The organism is Pseudoalteromonas sp. QJM3NY_22, from assembly GCF_056173065.1.
Map to the genome: position 1 here is coordinate 2,337,291 of NZ_CM149655.1, position 22,992 is coordinate 2,360,282.

Annotated in this window: 18 protein-coding genes and 4 pseudogenes; 13 read left to right on the top strand and 9 right to left on the bottom strand. The window is 38.6% G+C overall.

The window, feature by feature from the left end:
* The first annotated feature begins 190 nt into the window (after window positions 1-190).
* The 6 genes from AC0VZ4_RS10565 (at window position 191) to AC0VZ4_RS10590 (ending at window position 7,049) form a co-directional block, all read left to right on the top strand.
* Window positions 191-1,837 (top strand): electron transfer flavoprotein-ubiquinone oxidoreductase, encoded by a 1,647-nt coding sequence (locus tag AC0VZ4_RS10565; RefSeq protein ID WP_475439640.1) that lies wholly within the window; start codon window positions 191-193, stop codon window positions 1,835-1,837.
* Between the two features lie 132 nt (window positions 1,838-1,969).
* Entirely contained in the window at window positions 1,970-2,434 is a 465-nt protein-coding gene (locus AC0VZ4_RS10570; RefSeq protein ID WP_007375777.1) for an acyl-CoA thioesterase, read from the top strand.
* Window positions 2,435-2,703: 269 nt separating this feature from the next.
* Entirely contained in the window at window positions 2,704-3,273 is a 570-nt protein-coding gene (locus tag AC0VZ4_RS10575) for an outer membrane beta-barrel protein (RefSeq protein ID WP_008133741.1), read from the top strand.
* A 178-nt stretch (window positions 3,274-3,451) separates the two neighbouring features.
* On the top strand, window positions 3,452-4,156 hold the full coding sequence (tsaA, locus tag AC0VZ4_RS10580; RefSeq protein WP_475439641.1) for a tRNA (N6-threonylcarbamoyladenosine(37)-N6)-methyltransferase TrmO: 705 nt from the start codon (window positions 3,452-3,454) through the stop codon (window positions 4,154-4,156).
* Window positions 4,157-4,245: 89 nt separating this feature from the next.
* Entirely contained in the window at window positions 4,246-5,970 is a 1,725-nt protein-coding gene (locus AC0VZ4_RS10585) for a proline--tRNA ligase (protein WP_475439642.1), read from the top strand.
* 233 nt (window positions 5,971-6,203) lie between these two features.
* Entirely contained in the window at window positions 6,204-7,049 is an 846-nt protein-coding gene (locus AC0VZ4_RS10590; RefSeq protein WP_475439643.1) for a UDP-2,3-diacylglucosamine diphosphatase, read from the top strand.
* A gap of 29 nt (window positions 7,050-7,078) precedes the next feature.
* Here the strand turns inward: AC0VZ4_RS10590 and AC0VZ4_RS10595 are convergent, their stop codons facing one another.
* Window positions 7,079-9,049, bottom strand: a complete 1,971-nt coding sequence (locus AC0VZ4_RS10595) for an ATP-binding protein (protein WP_475439644.1) — start codon at window positions 9,047-9,049, stop codon at window positions 7,079-7,081.
* An 89-nt stretch (window positions 9,050-9,138) separates the two neighbouring features.
* Window positions 9,139-10,398: an IS4 family transposase gene (locus AC0VZ4_RS10600; protein ID WP_475439645.1), complete on the bottom strand. Its 1,260-nt coding sequence runs from the start codon at window positions 10,396-10,398 to the stop codon at window positions 9,139-9,141.
* Window positions 10,399-10,486: 88 nt separating this feature from the next.
* Here AC0VZ4_RS10600 and AC0VZ4_RS10605 point away from each other — a divergent pair.
* The 3 genes and pseudogenes from AC0VZ4_RS10605 to AC0VZ4_RS10615 all read left to right on the top strand — a co-directional run.
* Window positions 10,487-11,500 (top strand): annotated as a pseudogene (locus AC0VZ4_RS10605) (porin); the annotation flags it as partial.
* A 433-nt stretch (window positions 11,501-11,933) separates the two neighbouring features.
* Window positions 11,934-13,167, top strand: a pseudogene (locus AC0VZ4_RS10610) (IS4 family transposase).
* A gap of 192 nt (window positions 13,168-13,359) precedes the next feature.
* On the top strand, window positions 13,360-14,979 hold the full coding sequence (locus AC0VZ4_RS10615; protein WP_475439646.1) for an IS1634 family transposase: 1,620 nt from the start codon (window positions 13,360-13,362) through the stop codon (window positions 14,977-14,979).
* 385 nt (window positions 14,980-15,364) lie between these two features.
* Here AC0VZ4_RS10615 and AC0VZ4_RS10620 read toward each other — a convergent pair whose 3' ends face one another.
* The 3 genes from AC0VZ4_RS10620 to AC0VZ4_RS10630 form a co-directional block, all read right to left on the bottom strand.
* Window positions 15,365-16,246, bottom strand: coding sequence for an alpha/beta hydrolase (locus AC0VZ4_RS10620; RefSeq protein WP_475439647.1), 882 nt, complete (start codon window positions 16,244-16,246; stop codon window positions 15,365-15,367).
* Between the two features lie 79 nt (window positions 16,247-16,325).
* Window positions 16,326-16,460, bottom strand: a complete 135-nt coding sequence (locus AC0VZ4_RS10625) for a hypothetical protein (protein WP_475439648.1) — start codon at window positions 16,458-16,460, stop codon at window positions 16,326-16,328.
* A 162-nt stretch (window positions 16,461-16,622) separates the two neighbouring features.
* Window positions 16,623-17,105 (bottom strand): GNAT family N-acetyltransferase, encoded by a 483-nt coding sequence (locus tag AC0VZ4_RS10630; protein WP_149605296.1) that lies wholly within the window; start codon window positions 17,103-17,105, stop codon window positions 16,623-16,625.
* A gap of 106 nt (window positions 17,106-17,211) precedes the next feature.
* On the opposite strand from AC0VZ4_RS10630, the gene AC0VZ4_RS10635 reads away from it, so the two are divergent.
* The gene (locus AC0VZ4_RS10635; protein ID WP_002962626.1) at window positions 17,212-17,412 is read left to right on the top strand and encodes a hypothetical protein; all 201 of its coding nucleotides are present in this window, start codon (window positions 17,212-17,214) and stop codon (window positions 17,410-17,412) included.
* Between the two features lie 58 nt (window positions 17,413-17,470).
* Here the strand turns inward: AC0VZ4_RS10635 and AC0VZ4_RS10640 are convergent, their stop codons facing one another.
* Entirely contained in the window at window positions 17,471-17,665 is a 195-nt protein-coding gene (locus tag AC0VZ4_RS10640; RefSeq protein WP_002962627.1) for a CPXCG motif-containing cysteine-rich protein, read from the bottom strand.
* 166 nt (window positions 17,666-17,831) lie between these two features.
* Window positions 17,832-18,593: an IS5 family transposase gene (locus AC0VZ4_RS10645; protein WP_475439610.1), complete on the bottom strand. Its 762-nt coding sequence runs from the start codon at window positions 18,591-18,593 to the stop codon at window positions 17,832-17,834.
* Between the two features lie 87 nt (window positions 18,594-18,680).
* Between AC0VZ4_RS10645 and AC0VZ4_RS10650 the strand changes: the two are divergent.
* The 3 genes and pseudogenes from AC0VZ4_RS10650 to AC0VZ4_RS10660 form a co-directional block, all read left to right on the top strand.
* A pseudogene (locus AC0VZ4_RS10650) lies at window positions 18,681-19,091 on the top strand (BCCT family transporter); the annotation flags it as partial.
* An 87-nt stretch (window positions 19,092-19,178) separates the two neighbouring features.
* Window positions 19,179-19,928 carry an IS5 family transposase gene (locus AC0VZ4_RS10655; protein WP_475439649.1) on the top strand — a complete coding sequence of 250 codons (750 nt, stop codon included), beginning with the start codon at window positions 19,179-19,181 and terminating at the stop codon, window positions 19,926-19,928.
* 14 nt (window positions 19,929-19,942) lie between these two features.
* Window positions 19,943-20,224 (top strand): annotated as a pseudogene (locus tag AC0VZ4_RS10660) (BCCT family transporter); the annotation flags it as partial.
* Between the two features lie 80 nt (window positions 20,225-20,304).
* Here AC0VZ4_RS10660 and AC0VZ4_RS10665 read toward each other — a convergent pair.
* Window positions 20,305-21,015 carry a 3'-5' exonuclease gene (locus tag AC0VZ4_RS10665; protein ID WP_007376590.1) on the bottom strand — a complete coding sequence of 237 codons (711 nt, stop codon included), beginning with the start codon at window positions 21,013-21,015 and terminating at the stop codon, window positions 20,305-20,307.
* A 3-nt stretch (window positions 21,016-21,018) separates the two neighbouring features.
* A complete protein-coding gene (locus AC0VZ4_RS10670; protein WP_475439650.1) occupies window positions 21,019-22,914 on the bottom strand; it encodes a DUF294 nucleotidyltransferase-like domain-containing protein in 1,896 nt (631 codons plus the stop codon).
* Window positions 22,915-22,992 lie beyond the last annotated feature (78 nt).

Sequence of the window (22,992 nt, forward strand, 5' to 3'; positions counted from 1 at the left end):
TAACGTGCACGTCAACCTATTTATTTTATGAAATTAGACTACTTCCTGTTGACGTAAACGTCAACCTAAAATAACCTTTAACTATTCACAGTCTGTAACGTTTAATTTGCAAGGTTAAAAATAGGCTGTACACCTTATTTAAATGCGTAGTAAACATTCAAATAAGTCCGTCATAGATAAAGAGGTTATTATGGTCGAACGTGAAACCATGGAATTTGATGTAGTAATTGTTGGTGCAGGCCCTGCTGGGCTTTCAAGTGCAATTAAACTCGCGCAATTAGCACAAGAAAAACAACAAGAGTGCATGATTTGCGTAGTCGAAAAAGGTTCTGAAGTAGGTGCACATGTACTCTCTGGTGCTGTTTTTGAAACCAAAGCTTTGGATGAACTACTACCTAATTGGCAAGAGCTTGGCGCACCGGTTACAACCAAAGTAACTAATGATGAAATTTATTGGTTTAATAACGAGCAAAAAGCGACATCAATCCCCCACTTTGCTACACCAAAAACATTTCATAATGATGGTAACTTCATTATATCTATGGGCAATGTATGTCGATGGCTTGCAGAGCAAGCTGAGCGCTTAGGCGTAGAGATATTTCCAGGATTTAGCGCACACTCTTTAATAATTGAAGATAAAGCAGTAAAAGGCATTATTACTGGCGATATGGGTGTAGACAAAGACGGGAATGAAAAAGACGGTTACATGCCTGGCATGGAGCTTCGTGCAAAATACACTATTTTTGCCGAAGGTTGCCGAGGTCATTTAGGTAAACAACTAATCAATGAGTTTGCACTTGATGCGGATTCATCGCCGCAGCATTACGGTTTAGGCTTTAAAGAAATCTGGCAAATAGATGAAAGTAAACATGAGCTTGGCAAGGTAGTTCATGGTACAGGTTGGCCACTTAGCGGCGATACTAATGGTGGTGCATTTATGTATCACAGTGAAAACAATCAAGTTGTTGTTGGTTTAATTGTTGATTTAAATTACTCAAACCCACATTTGAGTCCGTTTGATGAGTTTCAGCGAATGAAACACCATCCAGTTTTTAAAAAGGTACTTGAAGGCGCTGAACGTATTGCTTACGGTGCGCGTGCTATTGCTAAAGGTGGCTTGCATTCATTACCAAAAATGCATTTTGCTGGTGGTTTACTTGTAGGGTGCGATGCAGGCACACTTAATTTTGCAAAAATTAAAGGTAATCACACAGCAATGAAATCGGGAATGATTGCCGCTGAGGTTATTTTCGAAGCGCTGCAAAATGAGTTAGCAAATACCGATTTAACTAAATACCAGACAGCGTTTGAGCAATCGTGGGCATATAAAGAGCTATATCAATCTCGTAACTTTGGCCCTGCAATGCACAAACTTGGTAAGTTTATAGGTGGTGCGTATAACACGCTTGATCAAAATATTTTTAATGGCGGTTTACCGTTTACATTTAAAGATAATACGCCCGTTCACTCTACCCTTGTTGATGCAAAAGCTGCTGACAAAATTGCGTATCCAAAACCAGATGGACAACTTAGCTTTGATAAACTCTCAAGTGTGTTTTTATCAAATACTAACCACGAAGAATCACAGCCGTGTCATTTAAAGCTTAAAGATGCGTCAATTCCTATTAACGTAAACCTAGTTAAATTTGATGAACCCGCACAACGTTATTGTCCTGCTGGCGTTTACGAAGTACAAGAAATAGCAGGCAATAAAGTGTTTGTTATTAATGCCCAAAACTGTGTGCACTGTAAAACTTGCGATATTAAAGACCCCAGCCAAAACATTACGTGGGTAACACCTGAAGGCGCTGGTGGACCAAATTACCCTAATATGTAACTAAATTATGCGTCGTATAGTTATATAACTACGTTTTTTACATATAAATTATAAACATATCCTAAATTGCAGGGGCTTCGGCCCCTTTTTTGCGCTATGCTCATATGCAGTATTAATAAATGAGTAATATCTATGCCGTCGTCAAAAGTTGTTTTTCGTTTTTTAGCAGAGCCTACCGATGTAAATTTTGGTGGTAAAGTTCATGGTGGAGTCGTCATGAAGTGGATTGACCAAGCTGGTTATGCATGTGCAGCTGGCTGGAGTGGTCATTATTGTGTGACTGTGTCAGTTGCTGGGGTTAAATTTAGACGTCCAATATTAGTAGGGCAAATTGTCGAAGTAGAAGCTAAAATAGCGCATACCGGTAAAACAAGTATGCAGATATTTATTCAAGTACGTTGTGGCGATCCAAAGACACAAAATATGGTTGAAACAAATCACTGTGTTATAAGTTTTGTCGCAATGGATGAAACGGGTTATCCAGTAGAAGTGCCTGAATTTAAAGCAGTGACAGACGAAGATTTAAAATTAGAAAACTACGCTATTAAAATGAAAGAAATAGCAATTGAAACTGAAAACTTGTTACACAATGTATAACTTTTAGCTGTTCTGTAAATTCAAAATGTAGCTGTGTAAAAAACTCATGTTGTTTTGTAAAACGTACAAAACTGCTTAGAAAACAAATCACTACAAAAGCTCGCATTGCTTAAAAACCAAACACCCCCTTGCGATAACCAGTACTAAAGTAGGTATTATGAGGGGTTTTTACTTGTTTTTAAAATTGGCATGTTCACTGCACTTATTAAATTGAAGTTTGATTGACTTAATCGAACATTAATTTTTAATTTGTAAAGGAGCTATTCACAATGATTAAAACACTTTCTCTTTCTGCACTTGCATTAGCAACACTGGGTTTTAACACAGCAGCACACGCTGATATTTCTGATTTTGATTCTCCACGTATTTATACTGGTATCGGTTACGGTCAATATTCTTTTGAGTTTGAAGACAGTGACAACGACACTGACTTTGACGACGATGCACAAATGCTCAAAGGGTATGTTGGTACTCAATTTAACGAGTACTTAAGCTTAGAGCTTGCTTACCAAAACTTTGATGAAGTTAGTGACATAGACAGTAAAGCTGAGATTGATGGCGTATCACTTGCCGCACGCCTAGGGCTTCCTCTATCTGAAAGCTTCACTGTATACGCAAAAGGTGGTTGGCTTGAATGGGACGCAGACTACACACAAGACTTACCAGTAGGAAGTATATCAACCTCTACAGATGGTGGAGATGCGTTTTACGGTGCAGGTATTGAATATGCGCTTACAACAAATGTTCAATTTCGTTTAGAGTATGAACGTTACAAACTTGACGATGATATTGATCCAGACATGGATGTAGCGTCTGTATCAGTTCAATACATGTTTTAATGAGTCTTTAACATGTATTAATAGGGTAGGCTTAAGAGCTTACCCTTTTTTGTTTTAAGGCCTGCTAATTTTCATCATGTAAACCAAACAGTCTATAAGTAATAAACTTATTCACATTAATGCCATAGTCGCTAAATAAAGGTAGAATAGCGCTCTATTTTATTTGTATCCGAGTACTATGAGCGATTATACCATTTCGGCTATTGGCCACATTGAATCTCCTTATAAACAAAAGTTTGCTATACCTAGGCAGCCTCGTTTAGTGCCACAAGCCAAGGCAAAACTTATTTTTGCACCTGATTTTAATCGCGAAGAGTTTGTACGTGGTTTAGATGAATTTACTCATATTTGGTTGTTATTTCGTTTTCATGAAACGGCCGATAAAGGTTATTCTGCCATGGTTCGCCCACCTCGTTTAGGTGGCAATGAACGAAAAGGTGTATTTGCTACCCGCGCTACATTTAGACCAAACGCGATTGGTATGAGCGCAGTAAAGCTCGAAGGTATTGAGTATAAAAACGGACAACTTAGTTTATTACTCGCTGGCATTGATTTACTTGATGGCACACCCATTATCGATATTAAACCGTACTTACCTTATTCAGATGCTATGTTTGAAGCCAGTGCTGGCTTTGCAGATACACGCCCAGAAACACAAATGACGGTTGAATTTAGCCCTCAGGCAATTGAGTTTGTTAATGCGCAAACACAGTACCCAGATTTACATGATTTTATAGCTAATGTTTTAAAACAAGATCCCCGCCCTGCCTATAAAAAACAAAAAGATGGCGAGCAAAGCTACGGTATGACTTTGTACAATTATAATATTCGCTGGCAAGTCAATGGCGAGCATAACCTAGTAACAAGCATAGAAAAAAACTAAATAACTCACTTAGCGCTTTAGTGTAAAAGCATCCGCTGTTAAACTTAAGCTCTATTAAAAGAACATAATTACTCTATTTCGGAAAAAACATGCGTACAAGCCAATATATACTCGCAACACTTAAAGAAACGCCATCAGATGCTGAAATCGTATCGCATCAGTTAATGCTTAGAGCCGGTATGATCCGTCGCGTCGCTTCGGGTTTATACACTTGGTTACCCTCTGGTTTACGTGTGCTACGTAAAGTAGAAAACATTGTACGTGAAGAGATGGACAAAGCTGGCGCCATTGAAATGCTAATGCCAGTTATTCAACCGGCTGATTTGTGGGAAGAGTCTGGTCGTTGGAATGAGTTTGGTCCTGAGCTAATGCGCTTTACTGATCGTCATAACCGTACATTTGCACTTGGACCAACGCACGAGGAAGTGATTACTGATTTCGTACGTAAAGAAATAAGCAGCTATAAACAGTTACCAGTTACTTTATACCAAGTACAAACTAAAGTACGCGACGAACGTCGTCCTCGCTTTGGTGTGATGCGTGCTCGTGAATTTACAATGAAGGATGCCTACTCTTTTCACCTAAGTGAAGAATGTTTAGATGCAACATATCAAGCGATGCACAAGGCATATTGTAATATTTTTGAGCGCTTAGGTCTTGATTACCGTCCTGTTATCGCAGATACAGGCTCTATTGGCGGTAGCGTATCGCATGAGTTTCATGTACTTGCTGAATCAGGTGAAGATGCCATTGCATTTAGTGATGGCAGTGACTACGCCGCTAATATTGAAAAAGCAGAGGCGCTTGCACCAAACGATCCACGCCCTGAAGCATCAAAAGAGCTTAAAGCGTTTCCAACTCCTGACGCTAAAACGATTAACGAGCTTAAAAAACACTACGGTGTAAAACCTCATCGCGGTGTTAAAACGTTAATTGTTTATGGTACGCCTGATGAAAACGAAGTACGTGGTTTAGTTGCCTTGGTACTGCGTGGCGATCACGAATTAAACGAACTAAAAGCTGAGAAGCACCCGTTAGTAGACTCTCCGCTAGAAATGGCAACAGAGGCTGATATTGTTGCTGCGATTGGTGCAAGACCTGGTTCACTTGGCCCGGTTGGCCTGTCGATGCCAATTATTGTTGATAGAACGGCTAACGTACTTGCTGATTTTGTTGCCGGTGCTAATAAAGATGACGAGCATTACAGCGGCATTAACTGGGATCGTGATGTAACTGATTATGAAGTTGCTGATATCCGTAATATTGTTGAAGGCGATATGAGCCCATGTGGGCAAGGTGTTTTACAAATTAAACGTGGTATTGAAGTTGGGCATATTTTCCAGCTTGGCACTAAATACTCACAAGCAATGAAAGCGGGCGTATTAAACGAAGACGGTAAAAACCAAACAATGACCATGGGTTGTTACGGTATTGGTGTTTCACGTATTGTTGCTGCTGCTATAGAGCAAAACAACGATCAATACGGGATCATTTGGCCAAAATCAATCGCGCCATTCGATTTAGCAATTGTGCCAATGAACATGCACAAATCGCATCGTATTCCTGATATTGCAAATGACCTTTACCAAGGTTTAAAAGATGCAGGTCTTGATGTGTTATTTGATGACCGTAAAGAGCGCCCTGGTGTTATGTTTAACGATATGGAACTCATTGGTGTGCCATTTACGCTAGTAATTGGTGAGCGCAACCTTGACGAAAACAAAGTTGAGCTTAAAAACCGCCGCACCGGTGAAAAGCTAATGATTGATATCGACACAGCAATTGATACAATTAAAGCGGCTGTTAAAGGTTAATAACACGCACGCTTAAAATAGACTAAAAGGCCGCATTTAAATGCGGCCTTTTTGATGAGCGATTAATAGCAATGCATAATAATAGCTGCTCAATGACTCACCTTTTCTAGCTTTGTAGAAATCTTTTAATTACGTGCCTTGGTGTAAATTGTCATGGAGGCTTCGCTAAAGTGTCTCATAAGTGTCATTAGATTTATCTACAGTGTTTAATTATTACACTATGGATGACGGGCATGACAAACAATCAACTGCGTAAAAAACAACATTATCCAGCCATTTGGATATCTGATGTTCATTTAGGTTACAAAGATTGTAAAGCTGATTACTTACTTGATTTTTTAAACTCGGTAGAATCCGATACACTTTATTTAGTCGGTGATATTATCGATTTATGGTCAATGAAACGTCAGTTTTATTGGCACTCTTCACATTATCAAGTATTAAATTCTATGCAACAAAAAGCAGCTAATGGGACACGCGTCATTTATATTCCCGGTAATCACGATGAGACGTTTCGTAACTACGTTGATCAAACTTTATTCGGTGTTGAGGTCCATCAGCAGTTTATTCACACCACTAAAGCTAATAAGCGATTCTTGCTTGTTCATGGTGATGAATTTGATATCGCAACTCGCTATAACAAACTCATTAGCATAGCTGGTGATGCAGGATACGACTTTTTATTGTTTTTAAATCGTTGGATAAATCGTATACGTAAAGTATTTGGTGGGAATTACTACTCACTTGCCGCGTGGATCAAAGCGCGAGTACACAAAGCCCGTGAAGCTATTGAAGCCTTTGAGGATGCCGCTATCCGCGAAGCTAAAAAACAAAAAGTAGATGGTATTATTTGTGGACATATTCATCACCCTAAAATAAAAGTGGATGATGGGATTATGTATTGCAACGATGGGGATTGGATTGAGAGCTGCACGGCACTTGTAGAGCAAAAAGATGGAAAAATTGAGTTATTACATTGGTCAGATACGCAAACCGTGCTCGACAGTGCTGATATTACAAAACTAGCTGCAACGATAGTCAGCTCAGTAGAAGCTAAACCAAAAAAATCAGCTGCATAGCAGCTGAACACTTACACAATGGATGTGATTCAGTTTAACCAAGTTAATAGCTTACTCTTTAGCGTTTGTGGCTTTATTGGCTTAGTAATATAATCGTTCATCCCTGCAGCTAAACAGCGCTCTCTGTCGCCTTCCATCGCACTTGCTGTCATAGCAATAATTGGCACATACGAATATTCACTTCCCGCTTTACCACTTCTTATTGCGCTAGTAGCATCGTAACCGTTGAGATTTGGCATTTGACAATCCATTAAAATAATATCGAAGGTTTTACCCTCATGTAGTTTTAATACCTCTAATGCTTCTAAGCCATCTGATGCGGTGGTTATTTTTACTTTCGTATGTTTTAAAATAGCTTTAGCAACTTCAACGTTGATCATATTATCATCAACTAATAATACATTATAATTCGATAAGTCTGGCTCTATAGGTTCTTCAATTAAATGGTTAGCTGCTGCAACCACAAGTTCATTATTTGCGCCGAATAAACTCGCTAACTTGTAGCTAAACTGATCTTGGGTAAGTGGTTTATTTAAAATATGGCTATATTCGGCCACTATCGTAGACTGCTTGTTTACTACCATATCACGTAAAATCAGCACATATTTCTTATCATATTGATTACAAAAACTAATGAGGGCATCAATTTGTGGATGCTCATCATCTATAATTAATAAGTCGGCATCAAATGCACTATGTCCACTAAAATAATCTAAGCGGACAATTTTATCCTTATCTATTTTACACGCGTGTACTAGTAAATTTGTGACGTTGTTAAATACGTTATCACGCGCAATTAATGTTGCCACGTTAATTGATGTCGCTAATTCAATGCTGGTATTTAACTTTTTCTGCTGTGCAACATGCAACTCTACCGTAGCAATAAAAACACTGCCAATCCCTTTTTTACTAGTAACCGTAATATTACCTCCCATCAACTGGGCTAACTTTTTGCAAATAGATAAACCTAAACCTGTTCCACCAAAGTGACGAGTCGTACTTGAATCCTCTTGTGTAAACACCTCGAATAATCTATCTAAATTTTCAGGAGCAATACCAATCCCGGTATCTTTGATCGTAAAACTCATTAACAGTTTAGAATTGGTGATGTACTTAGAGCCAATTGTTAAGCTAACCTCACCTTTGTGGGTAAACTTAAAGGCATTATTAACTAAGTTTATCAAAATTTGTTTTAAGCGGTGACTGTCACCAATCACCATCCGGTCGATAACGTCTTTTGTATCTAAAAAAACTTCAAGTCCTTTTCGTTGTCCTTGCAATGCTAAAGAAGTAATCATATCACTGCATACGGTGACAACATCAAAAGTATGATTATCAATATCGAGTTTTCCGGCTTCAATTTTAGAGAAGTCTAAGATGTCATTAATTAAGTTCATTAATGAATGTGCACTGCTGTTAGCTAATTTTAAATAATGATGCTGTTGCTCAGATAGCCCCTCCTCTTTTAACATTTCTAGCATGCCTAATACGCCGTTCATTGGGGTACGAATTTCATGAGAAATGTTAGCAACAAAGTCACTTTTTGCTTGGCTCGCTGCTAGGGCTTGATCTATAGCGCGTTCTAGTTCTATGGTTCTTTGGGATACTTTAAGCTCTAAAGTACTATTTAAACCTTCAAGTTCTGATTGTATGTTTTTCAGTGAAGTAATATTTCTTAAAATCGCAGCAACTTGATAGCGGTTGTTATACACATCAAAAATACTACTGAGTGTTATCGAATAAAATTGCTTGTTACCAAATGCATCAGTATAAATAGCTTCGAAGGGCATTTTTGCCCCATCAATTATAGTTTCTTCAATACAATTAATATCCGCTTTATTTAAGTTGAATAGTGAAATGAAATCGTTTTCTTTGTCCTCTAGAGCACTGCCAAATACATTTTTAGCCGTGTTATTAAAATGAACAATTTGTCCCGTTTCTTCAATTGTAAAAATAGCGTCCAAAGAATTTTCTATTACTTTGTTATTTTGCTCTTTCAATGAATGTATAAGTAATTTACGGTTTATGAATCTTTGATATATAGAGGTTATTATTAAAAATATGCTAAAAAACACTCATAGCTTAGTTCTTAAGGAACACAGACCGTGTGACTTCCTATCTTAAAACGGCAAATATCATTGTTTTTCTCAATGCTTTGCCGCTTACAATTTACCGCTAGTAGCTCAAATACACGATGTATCTTATGGCTGCACCGTGTTTGTTCTATGCAATCCAGAATATCATCCAACCAAAGATAACTGCACTTACTCGCTCTAAATGTCGAGATCGCACACTTAAACATACCCGCTGCACTATGGCAGATAAAACGCTTGATAAGTGTTTGCAGTATACTCAGCCAAACCAATGATTCGGCAATATGAGGATCTCGTGTGATGAACCCTTTAAGGTTATTCCATGACTTTAGTTCTTTGAAAAACAACTCAATTTGCCAACGAGTTGCATATATATCGAGTAGCTCGTCAAAGCTAAACTGTGCCTCTTTTAAATTAGTAACAAGGAAAACGGGGCGCTTTTCATTCGGTAAATAGATAAGCCTGTACTCGGGCCCATTTTTCTTCCAACGTACTGTTAATTCAAGTGGTTGGCTTGCGAATTTATCGAGTAACGTTTTGAGTTTAATGTTCTTTTCTTTAAGTTCTATACCCGCGCAATAGGCTGATGTAACGATTGGGTTAATGTTTTTATTTGCTCTGATCAAAAAATATCCGCCATCTTGAGCTACTTGCTCAAAGTAATCTAAGTCAAAATACCCAGCATCAGCAAGTAATAACGTATCTTCAAGTGTGTGGCTACCTGGTAAAAAGGCGCGCTCAGTTTCAACATCAGGACGAATATCTATTTCGCAGGGTTGTTCATTAAATAGGTCATAGGTAACGTGCAACTCAATTGCGGCAGGACTTACAGCAGTAAAACGACCAGCAAAAACCTGCGCTAATTCATCATGTAGAGCAAATGAAGAACCATCTTGCAATAACACTCGCTGTATTCCTCGCTGGGTAAAAAAGGTTTTATCCAGCGTGTTTACAGTCAATTTAGACATCGCTTGAATAACGAGCTCACGGACAAGCTCAGTCAAGGCTGGTTTTCGAATTTGATTATGAAAGGGTTTATAACTTATCGTGCAATCAGCCTGCGTTCGCAAGTTTTGATGGATATCTGACAAGTTAGCGTCTTGCAGGCAAGATAAGCTTTTAAATACGGCTTTGAGCAGAGAAACGATCGACAGGCAACGGTGTCGAACTTGAAATCCAGAGGTTTTTGCAAGCTCAATGAGGTGTTTTTCTGAGATAAGGGCTTTTAATTGGTTTGAAACTTGGTTAATCTGCATGTGAACTCTGTTTTTAGTCATGTTTTTATTGGCGTAACTATTTGATCATTAACAGAGTTCAACTTCAAGCTTTCTTAAGATCCAACCTATGAAGAAAGACTGGACTGCCCTTGCACTCGTAGAATGGGGTGTAAACCCTGTTGGCAGCAGTGATATTATTTATAACAATCGTTTTGAGTCTATTCAGGACGAGTTTTTGTATAACCGTTTAGGTTACGCAGGCCTTTCGCACGGAAAGTACGGGCAACTAACTATTGGTAAACAATGGGGTGCATGGTACGACGTGGTTTACGGCACAAATAATAGCTTTGTATGGGATGGTAATGCGGCTGGTGTTTACACCTATAACAAAGACGATGGCGCTGTTAATGGCACTGGCCGTGGAGATAAATTAGTGCAGTACCGCAATCGCTATAACGATTTTAGTTTTGCAGTACAAGCGCAGCTTAAAAACAGCGAATTCTATACCTGTGACATAACCGACATTTCAGAAGAAGAATGTGAAGCGCTATGGAACTCTGGCGATAGTGCAGCCCAAGAAGTTGAATTTAATTACACATTTGGTGCGTCTGTAACTTATACCCCAACTGACATGCTAACACTTACAGCAGGTGTTAACCGTGGTGAGTTTGATTTAACGTTTGGCGATGGTTCTACTCGCAATGTTGAAGATTTAATTTATGGTGCAGGTATTATGTGGGGCAACATTGATAAGCTCGGCCTATACGTTGCTGCCAACGTAAATAAAAACAAAAATCACGACACAGATAACATTGGTCGCTTAATTAAAGACGCAATCGGTATAGAAACATTTGCATCTTACCGCTTTGATAACGATTTTCGCCCTTTTATTGCCTACAACATATTTGATGCCGGTGATGATTACGTAATTCAGCCAAACTTTAACGCCGACCCAGACGATATATTTAATCGTCAGTTTGCTGTTATTGGCCTTCACTACTTAATTGACGAAGACACTATTGCCTACGTAGAAGCGCGTAAAGACTTTAGCGACTTTGAAAGCGATAACGATGATCAACAAGCACAAATGGAGCAGTCGGAAGATGACGGTATAGCATTTGGATTTAGATATAAGTTTTAAATATAAGTTTAAAAAAAAGACTACAACTTCCCTAAGCACAACCCTTTTAGCCCTTTTAACTTTTTTAACTGGGCTTTTTTTATTTTTCCATACTTTTTTCAATACTGAATTTTGCATTTAAGGCTATTTCAACAAATACATTAACAGCCGCATTGCTATCAGATTTTTAATTTGTAATAGCACCATTCACGATGCCTCTATTTTTACGTTTACCATTTTGCAGCCCATTACTATGAGCGAGTAAAACTTTAATTAAGCACTCATAATCCACTACTCGGCATTTATATTTTTAGTGGATGTAGTTATCGCAGGCTTTATTATTTTGACTACCTCTTTGATTAATGCCGATCAGTTAAGAAATATTTGACGATCCATTGACCGATCTTCTGGTTAGTTTATAAAGGCTTCTGAATTTATTCAGGAGCCTTTTATTTTGCAACTCACTACCGCACTTTCTCTTGCCAATAGCTACGCACCCAATTCAGAAGGCTTAGGTCAACTGAGTCATTTGTATGTCGTTTTATCGTGAAGACCCACTGTGGAGTATTGTCAGTAAATTAGGGCTCGCTTTACCAGGTAAAAAAGAACTCGTTGCACCCAGTGCGGTTGTACAGGCTAGGCAGCGGCTTGGGGCTGATGCCGTTAAACAGGTTTTTGAGAAAAGTCAGCAAATGTGGAATGCTGATGCGAACCATCCCACATGGTGCGGGCTATCACTACTGGGTGTTGATGGTGTTATTTGGCGCACACCGGATACTGCTGAAAATCAACATGCATTCTCCGTGTGGAAAAATCAGCATGGTGACACGGCTTTCCCTCAGGTTCGCATGGTGTGTTTGATGGAGTTAACTAGCCATTTATTAATGGGGAGCGCCTTTGATAGTTGTCGTACTAGTGAAATGGTGTTGGCTGAAGACTTAATCGAGGCAACACCCGATAACTCACTGACGTTATTTGATAGAGGCTTCTATTCTCTAGGCTTACTCAATCGTTGGCATCATGCTGGGGAAAATAGGCATTGGCTTCAACCGATGAGAAAAGGCACGCAATATGAAATTGTTCGCTCTTTAGGTCGTCAAGACAAACTTATCAAGCTAAAAGCAACAGCACAAGCGAGAAAAAAGTTCGACGATTTACCACAGAGCATTGAAGTCAGGCTAGTCACAAAAACGGTTAAGGGGAAAGAGGTGAATATACTCACTTCACTGACTGATCCAATGCGTTTCCCTAAGGCTGACATTGTTGACCTCTATAGTGAACGGTGGGAAATTGAACTTGGTTATCGAGAAATGAAACAAACGTTACTGAATAGTCACTTCACGCTACGCAGCAAGAAACCTGAGATGATAGCGCAAGAATTATGGGGCGTAATGTTGAGCTATAACTTGCTCCGATATCAAATGGTGAAAATGGTGAAAATGGCGCAGAAAAAGTCTGGAATATATGCAAAACACCTGAGTTTTACGACGTGTGCTATTAGTATTATTAACCTTATTCATACAATGTTTATAGAAAATGCAGGACGGATACCTAAATCAATAGAGCAATTACAAGCTCAAGTTGAACATCACATATTACCGATAAAACAGGAGCGGGCGTATCCGAGATGTGTGAAACCAAAACCCAGTAAATACCCCAATAAAAAATGCCAGTCAGCTGTTAACTGACTGGCATTAACCTCTTTGATTACTTTTTTTTAATTTGACTCTATTGCTAAGTTTAGCATTATAACAATATTAGTATGATGTGTTCTTTTGATATAACAGACATTGATCAGACCAATTTCAAAAATTTCGATTTAATTTAAACGCTTAATTCTCTTTAATTTGATAAAATAACATCTCAACTTTGAGGTGTATATGAATCTAAAAATCAAACGGTTAGACCATCACGGTATTGTTTCAGGTGTTATAGAAGACTTAAAAATTGTCAGCCTTTTAGATCAATACTTACCTCAAGACGATAAACAAGAAATCACCCCCGGTGAAGCTGTAAAAGGCATGATCATGAATGGACTCGGTTTTGCCAATCGATCTTTATCACTCAGCCCTCAATTTTTTACTAACTTGCCTCTTGAACATTTATTTCGTGAAGGGGTTCAAGCATCACATTTTAATCGTCACAAACTTGGTAGAACTCTCGATCAATGCTTCGAGTTTGGCTGTGAAAGCTTATTTTCATTAGTCTCCGGACAAGCATGTGAAATAGAACAAGTTGATAAAACCTTTGAATCACTTGATACAACGAGTCACTCTCTGACAGGTGAATATGCTTTTGATGATGGAGATAGTGATGAAAACGTCATTAAAATTACTCATGGCTATAGCAAGGCTCACCGTCCTGATTTAAAACAAGTCGTACAAGAAATCATTGTTAGCCAAGATGGTGGGATCCCGCTTGCATGTAAAAACTGGGATGGTAACAGCGCAGACACCGCTATTTTTAAAGCGCGAAGTAAGGCGCTTGTTGACGAGTTCAAAAAAAGCCAAGCTCCTAAATACCTTGTGGCAGACTGTAAACTTTATCATAAAAGTAATGCTGAGTTTTTAACCAAAATTCAATTTCTCACGCTAGTACCTTCAACAATTTCTCTTGAAAAATCCTCTATAAGTACAGCCATAGCAGCCAACCAATGGGTTAATATTGATGATAACTATCAATATGTTGTTGAAGAGATTGAGCATATGGGGATAAAGCAAAGATGGATGATTATTTATTCAAAAGCAGCTAATAGCCGAGCACAAAAAAGCATTGTTCGACAAGTTGAGCGAGCACACACAGGCATCAAAAAAGACCTCTTCCATTTACAAGCTCAACGTTTCGCTTGTCAAACTGACGCACAACGCGCATTAGATAAATTAGCGAAAAAGATGAAGCATCATCAAATAGCGACTCAGCAATTTATTAAGCATAAAGTCTATGAAGGTAAAGGGCGACCTAAAAAAGATGCGCCAGTAAAAAATATTGAATGGCAAATCACGGCAGAAATTGAAGAAAACGAAAGCGCAATAAAACAGATTGTAGAACAAAAGTCATGCTTCGTATTAGCAACGAATATTGATAAAGAAGCCCTTTCACCAGTAGGTTTACTTAAGCATTACAAAGCACAATCTGAAGTAGAAAAAGGGTTTAGGTTTTTAAAAGACCCCTTGTTTTTTGTTTCATCATTATTTATCAAAAAGCCAAGTAGAATAGATGCTCTGTTGATGGTGATGACACTTTCATTGTTAGTTTATTCAATCGCGCAAAGACGAATGAGAGCGAATATGAAAAAAGAAAAAGCCACGATAGCGAATCAAATCAATAAAGAAATATCTAACCCAACATTACGTTGGGTCTTTCAGTGTTTTGAGGGAATTAATCTACTCCAGCAAGGCGACAAAATCAGCTTGGATGGTTTTGATGAGTTCAGGGAAAAGATAATAAGGCTCATTGGTGGACATGCGTTGCATTTATATAAAATCCAAAAAGTTGCCTAGGGGTCTGATCAATGCCTGATATAAAGCCACCAGCCAATTTATATTGGCTCCATCAAGAGTATAAAAAGATGCTGAAACTATATTGAAATAGCAAAGTACTTACACTGCTTATTGCTGATCACAAAGGCGAAAGGCTGATTAAAAGCAGTAACAAATAGATGTGTTTATGCTCATAGGTACTGACTGCATTCTAACTCAATAGCCATGTACTGTATATAAACACAGTGCACGTATTTCCTGACAAAATAATTTAAACCAGCTTGATTTTTTAAGCCGTTGATAATATTAAACTAAGTAAAGTACTATAAAGCTGATTAAGCATTCTAAATACACAGAACAACGTTAACTGTATATACATACAGTTAACACTTTGAATCAATCTAATCTACTTTTTAATAAACGTACTATAACCAGCTAATGCCTTAGCTACACTAAGTGGTGGATTATCTGAGTGCTCAGCACCTTCATTTACAGCGCTTTGCCACACAAGGTTATTATTAGGGTTGGCTGTTAAAGCGGTCTCTAAATTATTAAACGCTTTTAACATTAACGGGTGCTCTGCCCCACCAACCGATAGATATAAATAAGTAGGCGCCTTAACTTTGTTTGCTTGAGTAGTTAAAAATGCTTTTACATTATTAACTACGGTCATGTCGTCGTACCAAGCAGCTGGGCTAAATGCAAAGTAGCCATTAAACAGTTCAGGCTTTGTATGCAGTGTATAAAGTACAAAGCTACCACCTGCCGAAAAACCACTTAATACACGATTATTACTAAGCTTATATTTTGCTGATAAATAAGGGAGTAACTCAGTTTCAATAAACGCTAAAAATTTGTCGGCTTCGCCATTTGGTTCAATCAGTGTTTCGTGCTCTGGACGCGCTTGTGTATTTACATCTTGGCGGGCATAAGGAGGCACTAAATCGCGATTACGTGTATCTGTAAAAAACAAATTAGGAATAGACACCAATATAGCCTTATCCCCTTTTTCGCTCTTAGCTTGTTTTGTAAGTGCTTTGTCCCATGTATCTAAATTAAAGTTACCATCGGTTTTAATAATTAACGGATACGCTTTTTTTGGATTGTAATTAGCAGGTAATCTTATAAACACTTTGCGCGACTCATTAAGCACGCTTGAGTTAATTGTTACATCTGTATAGGCCGATACATAATGGTTGTAATAACGTATGGCTAAAATACCAATAGCAAAAATGACTACGGCTAAACTTAAATTAATAAAAGAGTGTTTTGTTATTTTTATTGCCATGCGGCATTCCTTTCAATGTTTAGGAGTTATTTAATCGAGCTTAACCCATTGTTTTATTTCCAGCGCGGTCATAATAAGCTCAACCGAAAACGCGGCTAAAATCATCCCCATCATCAGTTAAATGAGAAGTAAGCGCAGCAAACAGCGCCATAGTGCCTATTGGGTCAATGGTCGCCCAAATTACAAGCGCATCTTGAGAGAGTTTATCTAGCATATAAAATCCTTGTTAAGCGTAAATGTTTAATAAAACACGGGTAACAAATTCATTTGCTTACGCTTAACTATAATAGAAAGCCGCTATTTTTTGTATTTTATTTACTGAGCTTTAAGGATTGAGGATTCAAAAAAGATAAGCACTTATAATTGCCGTCTTGAGTTAAAGTGATTTATGCCAAATAGAATTTTCTCTTAAGCTAAAACCTAACTTAATAAGTAAATTATGGGAACGTGCATTGTGTGCACTCACCTCAGCCGACAAATGTTTAAGCGCAATATCCTTAACTAGGGTTTCAATAAAACCGCTCACTACTTCAAACATTATGCCTTTATCCCAAAAGTCGGGGTGCAGCTCAAACCCTATAAAGGCACTACTTTTACACGGCGTTAAATTATAAAGCCCACAAGTACCCATTAACTTCCCTGATGTATTATGTTCAATTGCGACTCTAATCACTTCGCCTTCGTAGTAGGCACTAATATCATCTTGTATTAATTGTTTGATTTGTGTTTTGCTAAGCGGTGTTTCGTAGTCGTTAAATTCTGACACATGCGGGTGGTTTAAAATATTAAATAAACACGCAGCGTGTTTGTGGGTAATTAAACGCAGCGTAACGCGTTCAAGCTTTGTGGTATTAAACATTTTATTTAAGTGGTTAGTTAAATTAGCTCTTTATGGGCACGCATTATTAACTTACCATACCCCATTAACAAGCATTATCTTTAAGCAAAAAGAGTAAGAGAACGTAATGAGTGACGATTTTAAAGTAATACAACCCACTACCACAGTATATTGCCCAAAGCGCGGCGAAGGCTGGACCTTAACAGGCATTACTAATATTAACGAGTTTACCTCAGTAATGTTTGACGGCACACGCTATACACTTCCAGCACGCGAAATAGTAGAAGAACTTCTCCCTAACCAATTAGCGCGTGAGCAAAATAGCTAACCAAACACATACACAGTAAAAAGGCTGCAATTTTGCAGCCGACTATCTAATTAACGAGTTAAAATGCATCGTCTTCGCTGTAAACATTCACGTTTAGCTCGTCATCATTTTCAAATACCACAAACGAAATAGGCTTACAGCACACTTGGCAGTCTTCTATGTATTGCTCATCAATATCTGCTGCATCAAGTAATACTTCTATACTTTCTCCACAATAAGGGCAGCTTATTGATGTTTCTGTTAACTGGTTCATTTATCACCTGCTAATTTATATCACGAATGTTGTCACTTTAATGAACACGTAAGCATAATTCAACACCCCATTAAATAACGCATACTTGGCTAACCCAATTAAACCGTGCTACTAACTTAAATAGTGATCTTACTACTAGGGGCTGTTGATCTTTGTAGTATATATATTAATCAGCCCATATTGGTAGCCACATCATAGTGAATGCTAAAGCGAGCATGGAATGATAATTCCGCTCAAGCTTTTCATACCGTGTGGCTATCCCTCTATATTGTTTGATCCGACCAAAGGCATTCTCAACTAAGTGCCTATATTTGTACATGCACCAGTCAATATCTTCATTACCCACTAAACTGTTATCCTTGCGTGGAATAACGGGTGTAGCGCTATTGTCACGAATAAACTCTCTTAGTTTTTCACTATCGTAGCCTTTATCTGCGACAACAACATTACTCGTTGGGCAATTGGCTACAAGTGACTCTGCATGGACGATATCATGCGTATTTCCACAGGATAATTCATAATAAACAGGCAATCCTCCGCTATCTACTGCAAGATGAATTTTAGTCGAATTACCACCTCGACTCTTACCGATTGATTCATTGTCAGCGGTTCTTGCACCGCAACTATGCTGGTGAGCCCTGACAATACTGCCATCAATAAAGATCCAATCCATATCAGCATAGTGGGATAACACTCGAAATAATTCATTCAAAATATCTTTTTTGGACCATAAATTAAATCGTCTATAAATAGCACTCCACGAGCCGAAATAAGACGGTAAATCTCGCCAAGGAATACCGGTACGCATCTTATAGAGTATGCCTTCGAGCGTTTTTCTATGCTCAGGCTTATTATAAATTCGACCACTTAAGTGCATTACTTTTGATAAGACATTCCATGTCGCGTCTGTTAACATTAATCTTGGCATGAGGGTTCGGTGTAACGTTTTTTAGCGAATTCAATTATACCTTATCCTTATGCTGTTTGTTTTTTATACCGCAAAGATCAACACGCCCTAGTAGGCTTTGCTGTAGCAATGGGTAATGTACCAACTACCGTAATGGGCTATGTAGAAAATATTATTCCATTGAGTAATCCTCACGGTCGTGAAGACGAAACATGGATGCATGGTTGGACTGTGTTTTACTGGGCTTGGTGGATTTCCTGGTCACCGTTTGTAGGTATGTTTATCGCGCGTGTATCACGGGGTCGTACAATTCGTGAATTCTTAATTGCGGTTTTACTTGTTCCTACTGCTGTTACTATTTTATGGATGTCTATTTACGGCGGTATTGCGATTGATCAAGTAGTTAATGGTGTTGGTGCGTTAGGCACTAATGGTTTAACTGAAGTACCTTTAGCTATGTTCCAAATGCTTGATGAATTACCTCTATCTAATATTTTATCGTTTATTGCAATTTTATTAGGGGCTGTTGATCTTTGTTTGAATTTTGTGCGTAAGCGGTAATCTCGTATAATTTACTTCGCCAAAAACAAACCTTACGAGATTACCATGCCCCGATTAATGCTCACTGATAAGTTGTGGTCGAAGCTAAAATCAATTTTGCTTGAAGATAGAGTTTATAACAAGCTTGAACACAGACAAACGATGGAAGGAATTTTATATCGCTTACGTGTTGGTTGCCCATGGCGTGACCTCCCTGAGTGTTTTGGTTTATGGAATACTATTTACCGCCGATTTCTACTTTGGTCTAAAAAAGGAATATTAATAAGGTTGTTCAAATCATTATCCGCCAATAGTGACACTGAGTGGGAATTCATTGATGGCAGTTATGTTAAAGCACATCAACACAGTACAGGTGCTGCGTCTCAACAAGAACAAGCGATAGCATTAAGTCGTGGCGGTAATACAAGTAAAATTCATTTAGCTGTTGATAGTTATGGCTTACCAATTGAATTTATTATTACAGGCGGCGATGTTCATGATAGTAAAGTGGCAAATGAACTGATTGAATTATTGCCCCAAGGCGATTTTGTTATCGCAGACAAAGGCTATGATAGTGAAGTCATTAGAAATAAGGTTCGAGAGAGAAACTCAAGCCCAGTGATCCCTAGAAAGAAAAATTCAAAAACAGGTAATGGTGATATTGATTGGTGCTTATATAAATATAGGCATTTAGTTGAAAATGCCTTTGCAAGGCTAAAGCACTTCCGTGCTATAGCGACAAGGTACGATAAATTGAAATTACAGTTTGAGAGTATGTTAGCGCTGGCATGTGCAATGATTTGGCTACCAATGTGAAAGATCAACAGCCCCTAGTGTTGGTATTTTTCATTACGTCATCTGACTCGGGTTCATTAGTAATTGATTCAATTACAGCTGGCGGTAAAATTGATGCACCGGTACCACAACGTATATTTTGGGCATCGGTTGAGGGCGCAATTGCAGCTGCTTTACTTTGGATTGGTGGCACACAAGCAATTGAAGCTCTACAAGCAGGCGCTGTCTCTACAGGGTTGCCATTTACTATTGTATTGTTGTTTATGTGTTTAAGCTTAGTTTTAGGTTTACGAACTGAGCCTCGCCCAGTTAAATAATACTTTTAGTAAGTAACACTTTTAATTAGTAACGAAAGCGCCGCAATTTTTGCGGCGTTTTTTTGTTTGGTCATTAAAAGCTAGAGCCACAGCTCTGAAATGGGCGTGTCTACACGATAATGGTGACTCAGTTGCGCTTGTAAAAGCTCAGCTGTAGCAAGTGCATCCGTTAGCGCATTGTGATTTTGATATGCAGGTAGAGAATAACGCGCACGGCAATCTGTTAGTCTAAGAGAACCTAATTTTGTGTTAAACAGCCGCCCTAATAACCCTTGCCTTGCTTTTAGTGCTCTTTTTTCTATTTCCATTGTATCTACCAGTGCAAACTCAATCCCTTCTTTAAGTCTTAGTAATAAAGCATTGTTTAAAAAGTGGCGCTCTATTGCAGCGTAATGCACCACGACAACTTTACCACTGAGCGCTTCAAGTAAAGGCTCTATAATTTGATTAAAGTCAGGGGCCTCATTTACCTCAGAGTGCGTTATTCCATGTATTAAAATAGACTCTTCATGAAGGTTTCGTCTAGGCTGCACAACCCAATGCCGACTGTGCTTACAATAAATGCGCTCTAAATTGAACGGCACTAAACCAACACTCACTATATCGTCGTTTTGGCTATTTAAGCCTGTTGTTTCAAAATCCATTGCTACAAAAGGTACGTCTTTTATTGCAGCTTTGTCTTGATTATAAGCACCCGCATAAAAGTGTTTTAAGAGTTTATTTTTGGTGCTATTTGCAAGCTCGTTATACCTAGCTTGCCAATTAATTGCTTTATGATTACGCGGATTCATAGGCTACTTCATACCAGAGTTTGCTGTGTAGCTAAATTTTAAATAGCTTTGTGCTTTTTCTAAAATAGCGAATGCCTCTTTTAAGTTTCGTTGCTCGAACGGAGAAAGTAAATGTGGGTCTAAGTCGTTATCGGGCTCTTCGCCCTTCTCTATTTGCCACGCTTGATGGCGAATCCGCATCATGGCAATGTACTCAAGTGCATCACGTAAATCTTGCGCTTTGCCCTGTGGTAAAAGTTTTGCGTCAATAATATCTTCTAATCGCTCAAACGAGTTTTGTTTGCGTGAACCAATGGCTAATGCGTGCACCCGAATAACATCAGAAAGAGGTGCAGTCCCTCTTCGCTTTAAGTTCATTGAACGCTTATGTTGGCCATTATGCTCCATAACAAAGCCTTTAAAGAAGCCAAGTGGAGGTGTTCTGTTGCGTGCATTTGCTGCCATATTAGCTAAAAACACGCGATTTACTTTACTTTGTTTTGCTATAAATATTTTAAGCTCGTCGGCCCACTTAGTTTTACCCCACACACCGTCTAAATCAAAAAATATAGCGCTATTAAGCAGCGCTTGTGGTTTTGGCTGCGCTATCCAATCTGCAAATTGATCGAACCACTGTGAGCGAGTTTTACGCCATTTTTTAAACGACGCCATAATTTCTCCATCACAGTAGGTGTAACCACACTGCGCTAAGCCATCACACACAAAATCGGCAATATTTTGAAAATACGCGTTATGTTTTTCGTCGTCGTAACTGTCATCTAAAATAAGCGCGTTGTCTTGATCGGTTACAATAAGTTGCTCGTCTCGAGCCATTGAGCCCAGAGCAATAAAACAGTAAGGCACAGGAGGTGGTCCAAACTTTTCTTCTGCTAATACAAGTAGTCTTTGTTTAAATGTACGCCCTATAACAGCCATGGCTGTACCAACCATGTGTGAGTTTGCATCTTCATTCACCATACGAACAAACACATTGGGCAATTGGCGCGCATAATGCGCCAAATCCTCTATTGTTTGTTGAGCCAGTATGCCACGCACTAACAGTAAGCTGCTTTGGGATTCATAACGCAAAATATCAGAGAGTGAGATAACTCCAATTGGGCGTCTTTTCTGTACGACTGGCAAATGATGTAAGTTATCTCTAAGCATGGCAAGTACTGCTTCGAAAATATAGTCATTAGCATCTAAAAGCACTAAGTTAGTGGACATAATATCTTTTGCTTGCGTGTTAAAGGCAAGCCCTTTAGCCACTACTTTAGTGCGTAAATCCCTATCAGTTATTATACCAACTACTTGTCCATCATCTTCTTCTGGGTCATCATTTATGGGTTTATTTACATCTGTTACCAACACTGACGATACCGCCTCTTCGGTCATTAATTTAGCGATATCTTGTATCGTAGAAGTTGCATCTACGGTGACTACATCTCTGTGAATTAATGATTTTACCTTCGCGGTTGTCAGGTCATTACCATCGGCTTGCTCGACAATAGCTTGATGCAAACGCACGTTACCGTCTGTTTCGAAGTAATCAGCAAACGCATCAAACTCATCACAGTAACGATTAAATAGCTCAACATTTATGCAATACACTAACGTATCTTCCAGAGCAGTTGCAGGAAAACGCACCTTACGGTTCATCAATAAACCCATTTGACCAAATATACCTGCGGTAGCCAAACGATTGTACAGCTCGCCATTTCGGCGATACATTTCTACAGAACCACTTCTAATTACATACAAATCAGAAATATCTTGTCCAAAACTCAAAATATCTGTTTTTGCTCTAAAATAAGCCACTTCTACTTGTTGAGCTAGCTCATTAAGCGCTTTTTGAGGTAAGTCATCAAAAGGAGGATGTTGTGCTAAAAATTGTGCGATTTCAACTTGTTCGGCTTGCATAAATCCCTTCCTGTATGCGCATTAAAATGACTAAATCTATTTTGCAGACTAACACTATCATCGGGGTGTGAAAACAAT

What these genes read in the sequence shown, in the direction of transcription:
- tsaA (WP_475439641.1), top strand. Translation starts at nt 3,452, where the DNA reads ATGAGCGATTATACCATTTCGGCTATTGGCCACATTGAATCTCCTTAT.
- AC0VZ4_RS10670 (WP_475439650.1), bottom strand. Translation starts at nt 22,914, where the DNA reads ATGCAAGCCGAACAAGTTGAAATCGCACAATTTTTAGCACAACATCCT.
- AC0VZ4_RS10625 (WP_475439648.1), bottom strand. Translation starts at nt 16,460, where the DNA reads ATGCTAGATAAACTCTCTCAAGATGCGCTTGTAATTTGGGCGACCATT.
- AC0VZ4_RS10600 (WP_475439645.1), bottom strand. Translation starts at nt 10,398, where the DNA reads ATGCAGATTAACCAAGTTTCAAACCAATTAAAAGCCCTTATCTCAGAA.
- AC0VZ4_RS10585 (WP_475439642.1), top strand. Translation starts at nt 4,246, where the DNA reads ATGCGTACAAGCCAATATATACTCGCAACACTTAAAGAAACGCCATCA.
- AC0VZ4_RS10565 (WP_475439640.1), top strand. Translation starts at nt 191, where the DNA reads ATGGTCGAACGTGAAACCATGGAATTTGATGTAGTAATTGTTGGTGCA.
- AC0VZ4_RS10575 (WP_008133741.1), top strand. Translation starts at nt 2,704, where the DNA reads ATGATTAAAACACTTTCTCTTTCTGCACTTGCATTAGCAACACTGGGT.
- AC0VZ4_RS10590 (WP_475439643.1), top strand. Translation starts at nt 6,204, where the DNA reads ATGACAAACAATCAACTGCGTAAAAAACAACATTATCCAGCCATTTGG.
- AC0VZ4_RS10645 (WP_475439610.1), bottom strand. Translation starts at nt 18,593, where the DNA reads ATGCCAAGATTAATGTTAACAGACGCGACATGGAATGTCTTATCAAAA.
- AC0VZ4_RS10665 (WP_007376590.1), bottom strand. Translation starts at nt 21,015, where the DNA reads ATGAATCCGCGTAATCATAAAGCAATTAATTGGCAAGCTAGGTATAAC.
- AC0VZ4_RS10615 (WP_475439646.1), top strand. Translation starts at nt 13,360, where the DNA reads ATGAATCTAAAAATCAAACGGTTAGACCATCACGGTATTGTTTCAGGT.
- AC0VZ4_RS10620 (WP_475439647.1), bottom strand. Translation starts at nt 16,246, where the DNA reads ATGGCAATAAAAATAACAAAACACTCTTTTATTAATTTAAGTTTAGCC.
- AC0VZ4_RS10635 (WP_002962626.1), top strand. Translation starts at nt 17,212, where the DNA reads ATGAGTGACGATTTTAAAGTAATACAACCCACTACCACAGTATATTGC.
- AC0VZ4_RS10640 (WP_002962627.1), bottom strand. Translation starts at nt 17,665, where the DNA reads ATGAACCAGTTAACAGAAACATCAATAAGCTGCCCTTATTGTGGAGAA.
- AC0VZ4_RS10630 (WP_149605296.1), bottom strand. Translation starts at nt 17,105, where the DNA reads ATGTTTAATACCACAAAGCTTGAACGCGTTACGCTGCGTTTAATTACC.
- AC0VZ4_RS10570 (WP_007375777.1), top strand. Translation starts at nt 1,970, where the DNA reads ATGCCGTCGTCAAAAGTTGTTTTTCGTTTTTTAGCAGAGCCTACCGAT.
- AC0VZ4_RS10655 (WP_475439649.1), top strand. Translation starts at nt 19,179, where the DNA reads ATGCCCCGATTAATGCTCACTGATAAGTTGTGGTCGAAGCTAAAATCA.